Consider the following 14,906-nt stretch of genomic DNA (forward strand, 5'->3'; position numbering starts at 1 on the left):
GAGCGAATTAGTGTGGTACTATTTCGTGGTGTTCAACCAAATATCCAATCTTGGTGCCTGCCAGCTGTAGGGCTTGCCCAGTATATCGAGGTCGCCATCCCCGTCAAGGTCTGTCAGTCGGCCCTCATGTACGCCAAAGCCCCGGGCTACAACGTGGCGGGTGAAATGACCTTTGCCATCGCCCAGTAAGATTAGGATTTCCGAGCCAGGGTTGCCTTCCCCAAAGCGCATTTCCGCACTGAAAATATCGAGATGCCCGTCTCCGTCAAAATCTTTAATGTCAAGGGTGTGCCCGTTGCTTACGTGCTCAATCAGAGGGTAGTGCCGCCAGAAGCCCTCTTCCCATTGGTAGAGCAGCAGTGGCCCTTCCCCATCGCCTACTACCATGACTACTTCGGGCTTGCCACCTTCGATCAGTTGCCCGCCAACGGCCCGGGTGAAGGTGTAGCTGGCATCAATAATGTGCTCCCGGAAGGTGCCCTCCTGGTATTCGAACCACCGGCCGCCGCCCAGGATGTCGTCCACGCCATCACCATTCATATCTATCCCAAACAGGCCTTCGTGCTCATTGGTGCCCCGCCAGCCGGGATAAGTGCTCCGGGGGGCCATCTCTCCATCCGTGGTATAAGTATAGACAGGCTTATAAGCCCACTCCTGCACCTCTCTGGGATTGGCTGGGATTTCAGCATAAAACAAACCGTGTGCGCCCTGATTCCAGAAGACAAATTCCTGTTGTCCGTCACCGTCAAAGTCGATGAAGGCGATATCGTGGTGTTTGTTTTTGCCGCTTTTCTTGATGGTGCGCCGGGTCCAGGGCTGATCGGGTTGAAGGGTGGGGTAGGGGTTTTCCCACCACCAGATCTCGTTGCTTTGAGATTCGCCTCCAAAGACGAGGTCTGTATCTCCGTCGCCATCAATATCGTAAGTAGCAGAAGCAGCCTCAATGCGAAGGGGCTCTTCATCAATGACGTAGCGCTGCCATGTGCCAGCGTCATAAATGTGGCCCACCACAGAGGGGGTCACGGACCGGTCTGTCGTAAAAATATCATTCACGCCATCGTTATTGACGTCAGCGACGAGAGAGGCGGTTTGCTGTTGGCCGCCATTGGTCGGTGGCAGCTCGCCGCGGGCCGTACTCAGGTGCTTCCAGCTGAAGCGTTTATTGATGAAGTCATTGCGCCAGACATACATATTCTGATAGTGGTCCCATGCTGCGCCAATAAGGTCCAGGTCCCCGTCTCCGTCCAGGTCGTATAACTGTGTGCCGAGGTGGTTCTCCCGGCCGGTATCAATGAGGTGTTTAGTGAACTGCCCGGTGCCGTCATTTTCCCAAAGCTGGGTTTCCAGCCTTGGCCCTTTGTGCTCATTGGTGACGAGGTCCAGGTCCCCATCGCCATCCAGGTCGCTCACGTCCAGGTTGTTCATGGAGTATTGAGTAACAATATGGTGGCGTGGCCAGTCTGTGGAAGGGTCGGCTGGCTGTTCCCACCAAAATAAGTTGCCGTCCGGCTCTTTACTGGGCCAGCGCTCTTCAGAAACAGCAACATCGGCCCTGCCGTCTCCGTTGAAGTCGCCAATTTCCACCCGGTCGATGGGGTGATGGCTTTGCCCTATGGCCCTGCTTTTCCATGGAGACTGTCCCTGGCCGGGGTTTTCAAACCAAACGAGGCTGAGCAGTGCCCCATGCTCATCCGGGCGGCCGGCAGCGATATCGAGATCCCCATCTCCATCAATATCTCCAAGGCTGATGCCTTCGTCAGTGGTGTTTTCTCCAATTAGGGTACGCGGCCAGGGTTGCTGTTCGGGCTGTTCCGGAATCTGGAAAAGATAAAGGTCCCCGTTGCCTGCAATGACAAATTCTTCAGTAGCGCCGGGGATGATTTGCCCGCGTTCAAAACCCTGACTGTTAACGTGGCCGGTCGCCGGGACGGTTCCAATCTTTCGGCCCTCCCACCGGGTGGCAGCTTTGTCTATGGCTTCGTACCAGTAAATATCTGGAAGGGCCTGTGCGATAAGGTCTGCATAGGCGTCTCCGTCCACATCCATGATGAAAATACCGTCTACATTTTCTGGTAGCTCCAGGCGCTTCCATTCAGCAGTCATATCCCCGCCGGGGTTGATGTAGAGGTAGCGCCCGGAAAGTACGTCAGCATCCCCGTCCTGATTGACATCGCCCATGTCGAGCCCAAAGTAGCGGAGCCATTCGGGGGTAGCCCAGTCGCCCCATTTGCCCTTTGTACTGTCAATTTGAATAGCATGCCATGCAGAAGATTTTACCTGTTGTCCGTAGAGGCGGGGAAGGATCAGCCCAAGCAGGAGCATGACTGGAAGAAGGGATTTCATGTATTGTTTGGTTTTGTTTGTTTCAGAACAGAAGCAACTGCCCGGGCCTGGTAATCCTGGTTGATTTCAGAGGATGCTAAGGATAAGCGTCCAGAGAATCAAAGCCAATACAAGGATGAATAGGATGTCCTTGCGGTCGAGATGAGGATCAGTTATCCAGGGCATGATCTCAAAATTTACCGAGAATACACGGTTATTTTCAGTCTGCTATCCTGTAATATCCTGTCAAAAAAGGAGGCGTATCAATGATTTTTCGAGTCAATCAGCTCTGAGGGAGAAGCGCCATATTTTTTTTTGAAGGACTCATAAAAATAGGAACGGGAGTTGAAGCCTGTTGTATGGATGATTTCGCTCACGGTCTTATCCCCTTCGCTCAGGAGCAGATAGGCTTTTTTCAGGCGGTAATCTCTGATATATTCTGTGGCGGACATGCCGGTGATAGATTTGAGCTTCCGGAACAACTGCGTACGGCTCACGCTCAGGATCTTAATGAGTTGGGCCACCCCCAGTTCTTCATCATTCAAATGCTCCTCGATATGGGTATTAAGGCGGCTAATAAATTCCTGGTCAATAGGGGCAAGGCCTTCCGGCAGGTGGCCCGGATTATACTTTTTGAGAAACCACTCCTGTAGTGTATTCCGGTGGCGGAGCAAATTAGCCATGATGAGTTGCAGCTCCTGCTGATTGAAAGGCTTGGACAGGTAGGCGTCGGCTCCATGCTGTAGCCCCTGTAGTTTCTTTTCCTGCTCAGACAAAGCGGTGAGCAAAACCACAGGGATATGGCTGGAGCGCTGATCAGTTTTGACCCGGTCGCATAGCCCGAAGCCATTGAGGTTAGGCATGATCACATCGCTGATGATGATATCAGGGATATGCTCTAATGTTTTTTCCCATCCTTCTGCCCCATCGGCCGCCTCGACAATATTGTAATGTGGGCGAAGCTGACGGGAGACAAATGCCCGGATCTCCATATTGTCCTCCACGACAAGGACCAGGGGGGCTTCTTTATCAGAAGAAGACACAGCCTGAGGCAGGGTGCTGTTGGGGGGTGTATCACTTTGGTTATTACTCAGGCTCGGTAGCTGTGCAGGTTTAGCATGATCGAAAAGCTCTTCATTGGTAAACATTGCTTCGCTTACGGGGATACTTACGGTAAACCTGCTGCCCTGGCCTTTATGGCTTTCGACTTTAATTTGCCCTTTGTGCAAGTCAATGAGCTGTTTGACGAGAGACAGTCCAATCCCCGTTCCTGCTTTATGTGGCGACATAGGTTCCTCTGCCTGATAGAAGCGGTCAAAAATAAAAGGTAATTGCTTTTTTGATATACCAATTCCCGTGTCTGTAAGCTTCAACCGCACCCATGAGCCACCATCCGGGTACACTGTTGTCCGGGCTTCCAGGCGCACTGAACCTTGCTCCGTGTACTTGATGGCATTGGACAACAGGTTGTTGAGCACCTTGCAGAGCACATCGTGGTCAAACCAGCAGGGCTTTTCTGAGAGACCAGCATCATCAAGGGTGTAGTTCAGCCCTTTCTGGTCCGCCATAACCTGGAAAGACTGAAATATCTTGCGGACTTCATTTTGGAGATCGCCCTGAGCCGCCTGTAGTTTATAGAAGCCACTATCTATTTTTGCAGCATCCATAAGCTGGTTGATCAGGCCCAGTAGTTGTTTGGCGCTCTGCTGCATACGGTTAGTGATCAGACCGAGGTCTTTCGGCCGGTCCGGCGCGTTCAACTCTTGCAGGTAGCCCACAAGCAAGGTGAGTGGGGTTCTGAATTCATGGGACAGGCCTGTAAAGAAGCGGGACTGTGCCTTGTTGAGCTGGTCGAGCTGTGCCATCTGCTCCCGGATGATCTGAGACTGTTGCTGTAGTTCCTGGTTGACCTGGGAGAGGCTCTCTGCCTGATCCTGGATTTCTGCCGTTTGCTTTTTGACTTCCTCCTCCAGCCATCGGTTGCGCAGCTTGATATTGCGCATTCGCCAACGGTAATAAACGAGCAACATACCAATAAGTAACATCAGTAGCAAAACCTCGAACCAGGTCGTTTCCCAAAATGGAGGATTGACATAAATTTTCAGTGTAGCCGGAGTTTCGCTCCATACGCCATCGTGGTTGGCCGCCTTTACCTTGAGGGTTAGGTCTTTGCCCCTGGGCAGACCAGAGTAGGAGGCGGTATGCCTGGTGCCCACATAATTCCAGTCCGGGTCTACGCCCTCCATCATATAAGCGTACTGGTTTTTTTCGGGCTGGCTGTAGCCCAAAGCTAAAAGTTCAAAGCTGACTACGGTGTGTTGGTAGGAAAGTTCAATTTCCCGGGTGTCCATAACCGGTTTGGAGAGCACTCCATCCGGCCCGGGCTGTACCGATTGGTTGAAAATTTTCAGATCGGTAATCAGTACCCGGGGTGGGTTTGGGTTTTCTCTGACAATAGAATCGGGGTGAAAAATATTAAAACCATTGACCCCACCATAAAAGAGCCGTCCGTCCGGCGCTTCAAAGGCGGAGTTGGGCAGGAATATTTCATCCTGCAGGCCGTCGTGCCGGTCGTAGTTGCGGAAAGTTTCAGTAGCAGGGTCAAAACAGGAAAGACCGTTGTTGGTGCCCAGCCAAAGGCGGTCTTTGCTGTCTGTAAGGATACTATTGATACTGTTATTAGGTAAGCCATCAAGGGTGGAAAAATGCCGTAGTTCCCTGCTCTCCGGATCAAAAACAAGCAAACCCGTATTGCGCCCCATCCACAACCGCCCACTTGAATCGCAGTGAAAAGAAATCAAAGCACTGCTCGGGCTGGTAAAAGGCATTTTTATTTGTGCATAGGTCCTAAACTCTTCATGCTCAGGGTCAAATGTGAAAAGTGCGTTAGCGGAAACCGCCCAGATTTTATTATCTGTATCCCGGCATAAGCGATAGCCCGGGTTAGCAGCCCCTGCAGTTTTTGGCGTAAGGTCCTTAAATATCCCGGTCGGCTGATCAAAGAGCATTAACCGGTCGCCGCTTACCAGGTAGCGGCTGGTATCAAGCTGCAGGATAGAAGCATTGGCATGGCGATGCTCACCGGGAGAGTCGTAGGTCCTGAATAACCCTGTCCTGGTATCAAAACTATGTAAGGCATGCTGGCTAAGCAAGAAAGCCTGGTCTCCAAACAAGCGCAGCAAAAATACGCGTTTACCTACCAGCTCATTATTGAAACGGGCATGGGTCTTGTAGTTCTTCCACTGTTGGAGGTTTTGGTCGTAGAAACTAATCCCTTTATTGCTGGAGGCAACCACCCAATTGCCATCATTGTCCTCTGCAATACCGGAAACGAACTGGTCGATCAAGCTGTTGGAGTTGCCTTGTTCAGGGCGGATGCACTGAAACCGGTCCTCATAGGGATCCTGTTTGTATAACCCATGGTAGGTGGTCCAGATGATGCCGTTTTCATCTTTAAAAAAAGCCTTGACGTCACCAGCTATTTCTTTTCCGCCAAGGTAGGTTTTGACAGGTACGATGGCCTGCTGCTGAGGCGACCACTCATGAATGCCCTGCAGGTAGAGGTTGAACCAGATCTTACCGTCCATGGGATAAATATCCCAGCTTCTGCCGCTGTGGCAGAAGGTGAGGGATTTGTCATTGGGGTCAAACCGAAAAATCCCTTTCGGCGTCCCTATCCATAGTTTTCCAGTCTTGTCTTCATAGAGATCGGATGCAGATTCCGGGATAGCAAGGTTGGCAAAATGCTCAAAACAGCCGTTTTTATACCGGTAGAGCACACTCCCAAGCTCAACCCAGAAGCCACCTTCTGTAGCTCCGAAGGCAGAGGCTTCCTGGGCGCTGTCTATCCCTTTTCCCGGCGAAATCCGCCGAAAACATTGGTCCTCTTCGTCATACCGGGCAATACCTTTGAAAGTGGCTACCCATAGTTGCCCTGTTGCATCTTCAAAAATGTCCCTGATATAGTTATCCGGTATAGTCTCCTTACGGGCAGGAGAGTACTGGAAGCGCCGGAAATTGTCTGTTGAGGGGTTATAAAGGTTGATGCCATTGCGGGTGCCCACCCAAATATCGCCCCCTGCACTTTCGTGTAGTGAGGTGATAAAATTTTCGGAAAGCGAGGCTGTATCCAGATAATTGGTGTGATAAACATGAAATTGGTAGCCATCATACCGGTTTAGCCCGTCAATCGTACCGACCCAAATGAAGCCTTTGGAGTCTTTGATCATGCACCGGCTGGCGTTTTCAGAAATCCGGTTCCGGGCTGGTGCAGGCTGCAAATGCAAACTGGATTGCCCCTGTAGTTCCGGACAGTATACTATACCGAACCACATGCCGAGCAATAACAGCAGATTTAGCGAAAATGGCTTCATTACTCAAATATAACCAAAGCAGGTGAAAGTTCTCCAATCCAATAAATACAGGGGCTTCATACTTTTTACAGTATACAGCAGGATGCCCCCGCCTGCTGATTGCTCTAATTTAGGATGGCAAGTTTAAGATTAGCTAATTGACTTTATTCAAGTTTTCTTTCATTCACTAAATGCCTTAAAGTTCTTCTTATGAAAAATAAGAAATTTTTGATCATTCTGGCCATCCTGTCTTGTGCCCAATGGGCGCTGGCACAGGGAGCCACAGTCGTGTCTGGCACAGTGACGGACGAACAAGGCGAACCCCTCATCGGGGCTAATGTTCTTGTCAAGAATAGTCGTGTTGGTACCATAACAGATTATGATGGCGGCTTCGAACTTCGGGTCCCTTCCACGGATACAGCCCTAACCGTATCCTACATCGGTTATGAAAGTAAAGACGTACCCCTGAACGGGCGTACGGTCGTGGACATCACCCTCACCATTAGTGCTGCGGCACTGGATGAGGTCGTTGTCGTTGGTTTTGGTACCAAACAGCGTCGTGATCTGACTGAATCTGTAGCCTCTGTTTCCGGTGACGTTATTAATGAGTTGCCAACCCCCTCGCTTGAGCAGGCGCTTGCCGGCCGGGCAGCGGGTGTACAGGTGACAACAGGTTCCGGTGTGCCGGGAGCAGGTGCTTCCATTCGTATTCGCGGGGTCGGCTCGCTCAACAACGCGGAGCCACTCTATGTCATTGACGGTATCATTATTGGTAACGTAACGGGTGGCGGACAGACCTCCGTGAGCCCTTTGTCTCTGATCAACCCTAACGATATCGAGAGCATCGATATCCTTAAGGATGCTTCCGCTACTGCTATCTATGGTGCCCGTGCCGGTAACGGTGTGGTCATCATCACTACCAAGCGGGGTAAGGAAGGCCGTATGTCCCTCAATTTTGATACCTGGACCTCGGCTCAGGTATTGGATCAGAGCAACTTTGACATGCTTTCCGGCCAGGAATGGGCGCAGTACTTCTCTGAAGTGATGGCGGAGTCCGGACAGGATACCTATCCCGGGCAGCCCTTTGTAGACAAGGTTCGCGCAGGCAATGCTCCTGAAACCTATGACTGGTTTGACCATGCCTACCGCAACGGTCAGTCCAACAGCTACAACCTGTCGCTGAATGCTGGCACAGCCAAGTCGCAGTTCTTTATGTCTGCCAACTACTTTGATCAGACCGGTATTCTGCCCAACTCTGACCTGGAACGCTACACCGTGCGCCTCAACAGCGATCATCAGGTGACGCCATGGTTGAAGTTTGGTAATACCTTGGCTGTTTCCCGCAGTGTAGCTAACACTGTTGGTAACGTCGATGGTAACCAAAATACCAAGGACTGGATCACTCGCTTGCTGGCTGCTAACCCTTACAAACCGATTTTCGATCCTGTTGATGGGGACTACGCCGGCCTAAGCGCTCAGGACCCTGACGCGGAAGCTCAGCTCGATTATGCCAACGAGCATCCTATATTCTCTATGGAGCAAAGTATGGACCGTGATATCCGCAACCGGATTTGGGGTTCGCTTTTTGCTGATGTGGAAATCCTGGACGGACTTGTATTCCACACAATGGGCTCTGTAGACTGGAGCTTCAACAACGGGGAAGTCCGCTCTCCTGCAAATACTATTGATGGTGCATCTGCCAGGGATTTGGCTTCTAATGGCATGCGCCTCAATTATAACGAAAGCAGGACCTGGTTTATTGAGAATACCTTATCATATGCCAAAAGAATCAACCGTCACAACTTCAACCTGATGGCTGGATATCAGGCGCAAAACAACCTTAATAAAGGGTTTAACTCCTACAACGGCGCTTTTGTAGATACAGACTATTGGTTCTTTGACCGCCCGGGCCTGACCAACGAAATTACCGATGCAGATGGTAATGTGGTGGCTACGGTGCCTCTGGTTTTTCCGAGTGTGGGCAATTTCCAGAACGAATCTGCCTTCGTTTCTGCACTGGGGCGGGCATTCTATAGCTTTGACGACAAGTACCTGCTGACTGTTACTGTACGCCGGGATGGTTCTTCCCGCTTTGGCCCAGAGCAGCGCTGGGGTACTTTCCCTGCAGTTTCTGCTGGCTGGATCATTTCTGATGAGCCATTCCTCCAAAACTCCAACACGATTTCCAACCTGAAGCTGCGTGCCGGTTATGGTATTAGCGGTAGTGACAACACAGGGTTATATCAGTGGAACTCCCGCGTTGGGGCAGGTGCTGATCAAAACTACGTCTTCAACGGAGGGCGTGTGGAAGGTGCTATCCTGACCCGCCTGGCTAACCTGTTTCTGGGCTGGGAAGAAATTGAAATGCTCAACGTAGGTTTGGATGTGGCACTCCTGAATGGGCGCCTTTCCATAACGGCAGATTACTTTGACAAGACCACACGTGGCATGCTACTGCCTTTTGCTCCTGCTCTTGAAGTAGGCGCACTGAGCAATCCTACCGGCAATCTCGGTGAGCTGGATAACAGTGGGTTTGAATTCACCTTCAGCTCCGTGAATGTCGCCAATCGGGATCTTACCTGGCGTACAGACCTCAACTTCACTTTTGTGACCAACATGGTGTCGAAGCTGCCGGAAAATGCTGACCGTTTCAATGGTGTCAATATCACTCGTGTAGGTGAAGAAATTGGTGCCCTGTATGGTTTCCAGTCTAATGGGCTGTTCCAAAACTGGAATGACGTGTACAGCCATGCATATCAGAATCAGGCAGTTGCCTCCTTTGATGAAGTAACGGGCCTGCCTACTTATTCTGACGACACCAGCCAGGAGACCATCAATGGGCAAACAGCACCTGGTGACCTCCGCTTCGTTGACCAAAACGGAGATGGTATCATTGATGCAGACAATGACCGTGTGATTATCGGCAGTACTATCCCTGACTTTACATGGGGTGTGACCAATACCTTTGGCTATAAAGGCCTGAACCTCTCCATCTTTCTGCAGGGGGTACATGGCGTGGAAATTTACAATCAGCTCCGTGTATTCCAGGAGCGTTCCAGTGGTGGCTGGGAAAACAAGCGTAGTACCGTGCTAGACCGCTGGGTGGGCGAAGGCACTTCCAATACGATCCCACGGGCAGCGCCTCAGGACCCCAACGCTAACGAGCGGGCATCTGACCACTGGGTGGAAGATGGCTCCTTCGTGCGGATTAAGAACCTACGCCTGTCTTACATGCTGCCACGCAATATGCTGAGCAAGGTAGGCTGGAATACAGGCGGCCTTGAAGTCTATGCTGTAGGTACTAACCTTGTTACGTTTACTGATTACAGCGGCTTTGACCCGGAAATCGGCCTGAGAAACGCCGGCAACCCGGAGACAGCCGGTGTAGACTCTGGTCTTTATCCATTGTCCCGTCAGTATACTGTCGGGCTGAAATTATCATTCTGATCATCCTAAAAATTGTATAACCATGAAAAAATTAAAAGCAGCCCTGTTGGTGGTTTTGTCTGCGATGGCCATCACGGCATGCACAGACATGCTGGATCAGGTAGACCCCACCGGGCCCACCGGAGAGGATTTCTTTGCTACTGAAAATGACCTGAACCAGGCTGTCATTGCAGCCTACGGAGGGCTCAGTTTTAGTAGGTCATTCGAGTACCTGGGGATGGTAGGTTTCGAGCAGTTTTCGGATAACGTCTACAGCGGTTCTACCACTACAGATGGCTCTCACGCGACCTGGACGACGTTTAACTATGACCCGAATAGCAGCAATATTGAGCGGGTATATTCAGCCTATTATCAGCTCATCAATATGTGCAATCAGGTTATTTCCCGTGCACCGGATGCCGATGTCGCTGCTGAAATACGCACACAGGCTATTGCAGAGGTAACCTTCCTGAGAGGATATGCTTACTTTCAGCTCACCAAAATATTTGGTGAGGTGCCTATCGTTCTGGAAATCCCTGATGATCCGAGCGGATTTACCCCCGAGCCTTCTCCTGCTTCTGCGGTTTATGATCAGGCGGTAGCCGACCTGACTTTTGCCGAGCAAAACCTTTTGCCTACTGCGGCACAGGGTGGCCGGGCAACAAGCTGGGCAGCTAAGGCACTGTTGGCCAATGTTTATCTCTTTGGAGCTGACGAGCTGGGCAATACAAGCTGGTACGGCCTCGCTGAGTCCAAGGCAGCTGAAGTAATCAATGGAGGCCCTTATGGCTTGTTTGATGAATTTGATACACCAGCCGAGAACCTGCAGTCCATTTATAAAACCTTTAACGACAGCGGCAAAGAGCACATCTTCTCCGTTAACCACTTCAATGGTGGCGGCAACTGGAGCGACGGTGACGTTGGCAGTCAGTTCCCAATGGCCATGAACCCACGGCAGGAGCGTAACAGCAACAACATGTGGGGCTTTGGCTGGGCGTATGTCTACGAAGGTATTGCTGACCAATGGGACGATGCGGATGCCCGCAAGGACTACAACATCTGGTTCCAGGATGAGCCCATCATTGTCAACGGTGATACCACCAGCTTATACAATCAGCTAAACCAAAACCGCTGCTGTGCCCGTCCTAATGGTATGGGGTTCCAGAAGTTCTGGTACCAGGAAAGCTCGAAGAACGTAAATGGTATCTCTACCGTAGACTACCCTGTGCTCCGTTATGCTGAGCTACTGCTGATCCACGCTGAAGCAGACCTGCTTGCTGACGGTACCCTTAGCGATGCCGGTCTGACCAGCCTCAATGCCGTGCGCGCCCGTGCTGGCCTTCCTGGGCTTGAAGCAGGAGATGTCAAGGTAGAAACCATCCTTGAGGAAAGACGTTGGGAGCTTTTCGGTGAAGCTAAGCGCTGGTTCGACTTCGTGCGTAAGCGTGACATCCTGCCGAACTATATCTTTGAAGCCTTTGGTGATATCGTAGATAAAGATTCTGACGGCGATGATAATGATTTTGGTGGCTTCAACCCCGAGCGCCACTGGAAGCTGCCTTACCCGCAGCAAGCTATAGACCGGAATCCTAATTTGACGCAAAAACCAGCATGGTCTGGAGGATAAATTGATTTGGAACTTGAGGTATGGGCAAGCCGGGTAGCTTTAGGGCTACCCCTTGCTCATGCAATCCGGAGCGGGATGCAGATGGGGAATTACCTTGTTTGCATCCCGCTTTTTTTGGGCTCTTAGCGAATTAGTCCTGCTTCCCAAACAGCAAGCGATAGGGGTTTTTTCGGATCATTGTAATAACCTCCGTCTCGATTAGCCCCGCATTGAGCATAAGGGTTACGAATTGCAGCATGCCATCAGAAGGCACCGGGTTGCCGGATTGCCCAAGGTCCGTACTCATAATAAACCGTTCCGCACCAATAGCTTTTACCGCCTCGGCCATTTGCGCTATCGATACGTGTTTGCCGTTTTGCAAGAAGCCAAGGTGAGATTGTGGTCCGGTCAGATAGCTTAGGTAGGTCAGTTCAAAATAAACCCCATATTTGCTCAGCATCTGCATCTCTTCGAGTGTTAGTCCCGGGCTGTCGCCCATAGCATGTGTAATGACGATTCGCCATATTCCCCGTTCATGGGCGGCTTGTACCAAAGCAACCACTTCCTCTCCCGACAAATGCCCGGTAGCTAATACCAGATCATAGGTTTTGATCAAATCAAGGATGGCAAGGACATCCGTTTTGAGCGTGCCTTCTTCGAGTATACTCAGGCCGGTGCCTTTACTTCCAAAGTTAGACTGATGGTGCCCCGCATCAAAAGTAGGGAACCAGACAAAACGACCAAACCGCCCTTCCATGAGCGCCATATTTCTGACGGCCTCCGGATTTAGGCCGCCTACTACCCGGTTGAGGGCAATGCCTCCAAATACCATAAGTTCCTTCGTCTTCAAATTAGCCAGTGCTGCCCGGCCGGCTGTACTGCTGATGTGGTTTTTGAGCACGATAGCCCGGAACCCGCGTGCTTCAGCCATTTCGGCAGCTTCAAGGTCGTTGACTGAACGCCCAAATATATCTGGTGCAGTGTGCATGTGGATGTCAATAGCGCCTTCGAGCAAGTGCCCGGCCGATGGTGCACCGGGATACTGTGCAGATAGGATCGATGGACCATAAGAGATCAAGGCCACCAACAGCAAAATCCGCATCTGACAAAAGCAACGATTGATAAAAAGAGGTTTCATAGTTATAAAATACGATTAGACGCCGCGCCCGGTACTCAGCTGCGTAGTGCTGACAGGGGCAGGCAAAGTTTAGAAAAGGAGTTACTGTTTCCGGTTCTTATGCACGAGGGCAACGAGCAGGGGCGTCAGCAGGGTGGAAGCCAGGCAAGCTGCGGCTACCTGTGCTGTCGCCTGACCGACTAGAGGTTCCAGCGAGGGGTCTGCCAGAGCCAGTGCAGCAGGAGTGGCCACAGCATTGCCGGCTGTGCTTGAGGCCGCAGCTCCGGCAATACCTGTTCCCCCAGCCAGCCGGTCCGCCCTGATGTTGAAAAAGCCTCCCACAAAAACCACCACGAACCCCAGGAACAGGCCTGGCAGCCCTGCTTTTAACAGCATTGCTGCTTCCAGCCCACAGCCCAGGCTGAACGCAAAAATGGGAATGAGTACCATGCCGCCAGTCAGAAAGAAATGGCGGGCCTCCTCATCGAGGTTGCCCAGGATCATCCCCACCAGAATAGGCAGTACAACCCCCAGCAATGCAAGAAAAGGGATTTGGGCCACACCGGCGGCGCCCAGCGCAATCATAGTAAGGAAAGGGCCATCGTTAATTGAAATGATGGCGATAGAAGCCACATCGGTCTCATCCCCAAATTCACCAGCAAGCGCGGCATAAAGCCCTCCATTGGTATTGGTGGTTGCGGAAATGACAGCCACGACAGATAGCCCCCAAAAACCATCTGAGCCCCAAAAATACCCAATGACTAACCCCAGCGCAGTGCCCGAGGCAAACTTACTCAGGGTGATCACCGCCCCTTTGCGCATTGCCAGTGGCGCCGCCCTGATACGGATCCCCGCACCCATACAAAACAGAAAAGCACCAATTAAGGGTGCCGCTCCTCCCGCTATTGCTGTGGTAAACCCGCCTATTTGCAAGACTTCCGGGAACAGGGAGTTGAGGGCAGCCCCAACGATCAGCGGTACTACCATCAAACCTCCGGGAATGCGCTTAAGGGTTGACATGACTTTCATGAGTGGTTGGTTTTTACAGGGGTGGCGGAGGCAAAGCGGGCCGCATATTGTATGGCGTTGACCATACTCTCTTCATTTGCTTCGTTTTTGCCTCCCTTGTCGAAAGCCACACCATGGTCTACAGATACCCGGATGATAGGCAGCCCCAAGGTTATATTGACACCGGAAAGCCCCATCCACTTCCCGCTTTCGTGGTCATAATTGAACGCTAATACTTTGGTGGGGATGTGCCCCTGATCGTGGTACATACACACCACGATATCGTAGCCGCCCCCCTTCATTTTGGGGAAAATCGTGTCCGGCGGGTGGGGCCCATCTGCATCTATGCCGAGTGCCCGGGCTGCCACAATAGCAGGCTCAATTTCTTCAATCTCTTCGGTACCAAACAAGCCATGCTCCCCGGCATGAGGATTGAGTCCGGCCACTGCAATGCGTGGTTGAGTTATGCCCATACGCTTCAGGGCATCATTAGCCAGGTGGATGACCCGGAGAATACGGTTTTGTTTGGTACGGTCTATAGCTTCCCGCAGTGATACATGGGTAGAAACATGAACGACCCGGAAGCCTTCATCTGCCAGCATCATGGCATAGTCCTTTGTGCCGGTCAGGTGCCCATAAATTTCCGTATGCCCCGCAAATGGGTATCCCGCCATCCGTAGTGCTTCCTTATGAATGGGTCCGGTGACTGTACCATGGATGTCCCCATTCATAGCCAGTTCAATGACTTTAGCGATGTATTCGTAAGAAGCGCTGCCACACATGCCAGACACTTCATTGAACCGAAATTCAGCAGGCGGCACATTGTCAAGGCTTAAAACATCGAGGGTGCCCGGCTCGTACCGCCCGTCAGCAGGGGCGTGAACAACATTGACCCGAAGATGAAGATCACACAGGTCAATAATTTGCTCCATAATACCTGCATCACCCACGGCAAGGGGGCGGCAGATGCTGTACAGTTCGGGCTTTGACAGCGCTTTGGCAGTCACTTCGGGGCCAATGCCGGCCGGGTCACCGGTACTAATGCCCAATATGGGCCTAAAAGAAGGTTGCATAG

General features: G+C 51.6%; 7 protein-coding genes. 2 read left to right on the forward strand and 5 right to left on the reverse strand.

Annotation, left to right across the window (positions count from 1 at the left end; all coding sequences use genetic code 11):
* Positions 1 to 18 precede the first annotated feature (18 nt).
* Complete coding sequence (locus RIC19_RS21675; RefSeq protein ID WP_350180467.1) at positions 19 to 2,343, reverse strand: FG-GAP repeat domain-containing protein; 2,325 nt, start codon at positions 2,341 to 2,343, stop codon at positions 19 to 21.
* 242 nt (positions 2,344 to 2,585) lie between these two features.
* Entirely contained in the window at positions 2,586 to 6,695 is a 4,110-nt protein-coding gene (locus tag RIC19_RS21680) for a hybrid sensor histidine kinase/response regulator transcription factor (protein WP_350180468.1), read from the reverse strand.
* Positions 6,696 to 6,884: 189 nt separating this feature from the next.
* Between RIC19_RS21680 and RIC19_RS21685 the strand changes: the two genes are divergently transcribed.
* Positions 6,885 to 10,121 (forward strand): SusC/RagA family TonB-linked outer membrane protein, encoded by a 3,237-nt coding sequence (locus RIC19_RS21685; protein ID WP_350180469.1) that lies wholly within the window; start codon positions 6,885 to 6,887, stop codon positions 10,119 to 10,121.
* Positions 10,122 to 10,143: 22 nt separating this feature from the next.
* Positions 10,144 to 11,727: a RagB/SusD family nutrient uptake outer membrane protein gene (locus tag RIC19_RS21690; protein WP_350180470.1), complete on the forward strand. Its 1,584-nt coding sequence runs from the start codon at positions 10,144 to 10,146 to the stop codon at positions 11,725 to 11,727.
* Positions 11,728 to 11,857: 130 nt separating this feature from the next.
* On the opposite strand, the gene RIC19_RS21695 is transcribed toward RIC19_RS21690, so the two are convergent.
* The 3 genes from RIC19_RS21695 to pdxA form a co-directional block, all read right to left on the reverse strand.
* Positions 11,858 to 12,844 carry a DUF6282 family protein gene (locus RIC19_RS21695; protein ID WP_350180471.1) on the reverse strand — a complete coding sequence of 329 codons (987 nt, stop codon included), beginning with the start codon at positions 12,842 to 12,844 and terminating at the stop codon, positions 11,858 to 11,860.
* An 81-nt stretch (positions 12,845 to 12,925) separates the two neighbouring features.
* A complete protein-coding gene (locus tag RIC19_RS21700; protein WP_350180472.1) occupies positions 12,926 to 13,852 on the reverse strand; it encodes a 2-keto-3-deoxygluconate permease in 927 nt (308 codons plus the stop codon).
* Entirely contained in the window at positions 13,849 to 14,904 is a 1,056-nt protein-coding gene (pdxA, locus tag RIC19_RS21705) for a 4-hydroxythreonine-4-phosphate dehydrogenase PdxA (RefSeq protein WP_350180473.1), read from the reverse strand. Before pdxA ends, RIC19_RS21700 begins: the two co-directional genes overlap by 4 nt.
* Positions 14,905 to 14,906: the final 2 nt, after the last annotated feature.

This window comes from Phaeodactylibacter sp. (assembly GCF_040219495.1).
Lineage (GTDB): Bacteria > Bacteroidota > Bacteroidia > Chitinophagales > Saprospiraceae > Phaeodactylibacter.

Coding starts and splice junctions, on each gene's coding strand:
- RIC19_RS21675 (WP_350180467.1), bottom strand. CDS start 2,343: ATGAAATCCCTTCTTCCAGTCATGCTCCTGCTTGGGCTGATCCTTCCC.
- RIC19_RS21680 (WP_350180468.1), bottom strand. CDS start 6,695: ATGAAGCCATTTTCGCTAAATCTGCTGTTATTGCTCGGCATGTGGTTC.
- RIC19_RS21685 (WP_350180469.1), top strand. CDS start 6,885: ATGAAAAATAAGAAATTTTTGATCATTCTGGCCATCCTGTCTTGTGCC.
- RIC19_RS21690 (WP_350180470.1), top strand. CDS start 10,144: ATGAAAAAATTAAAAGCAGCCCTGTTGGTGGTTTTGTCTGCGATGGCC.
- RIC19_RS21695 (WP_350180471.1), bottom strand. CDS start 12,844: ATGAAACCTCTTTTTATCAATCGTTGCTTTTGTCAGATGCGGATTTTG.
- RIC19_RS21700 (WP_350180472.1), bottom strand. CDS start 13,852: ATGAAAGTCATGTCAACCCTTAAGCGCATTCCCGGAGGTTTGATGGTA.
- pdxA (WP_350180473.1), bottom strand. CDS start 14,904: ATGCAACCTTCTTTTAGGCCCATATTGGGCATTAGTACCGGTGACCCG.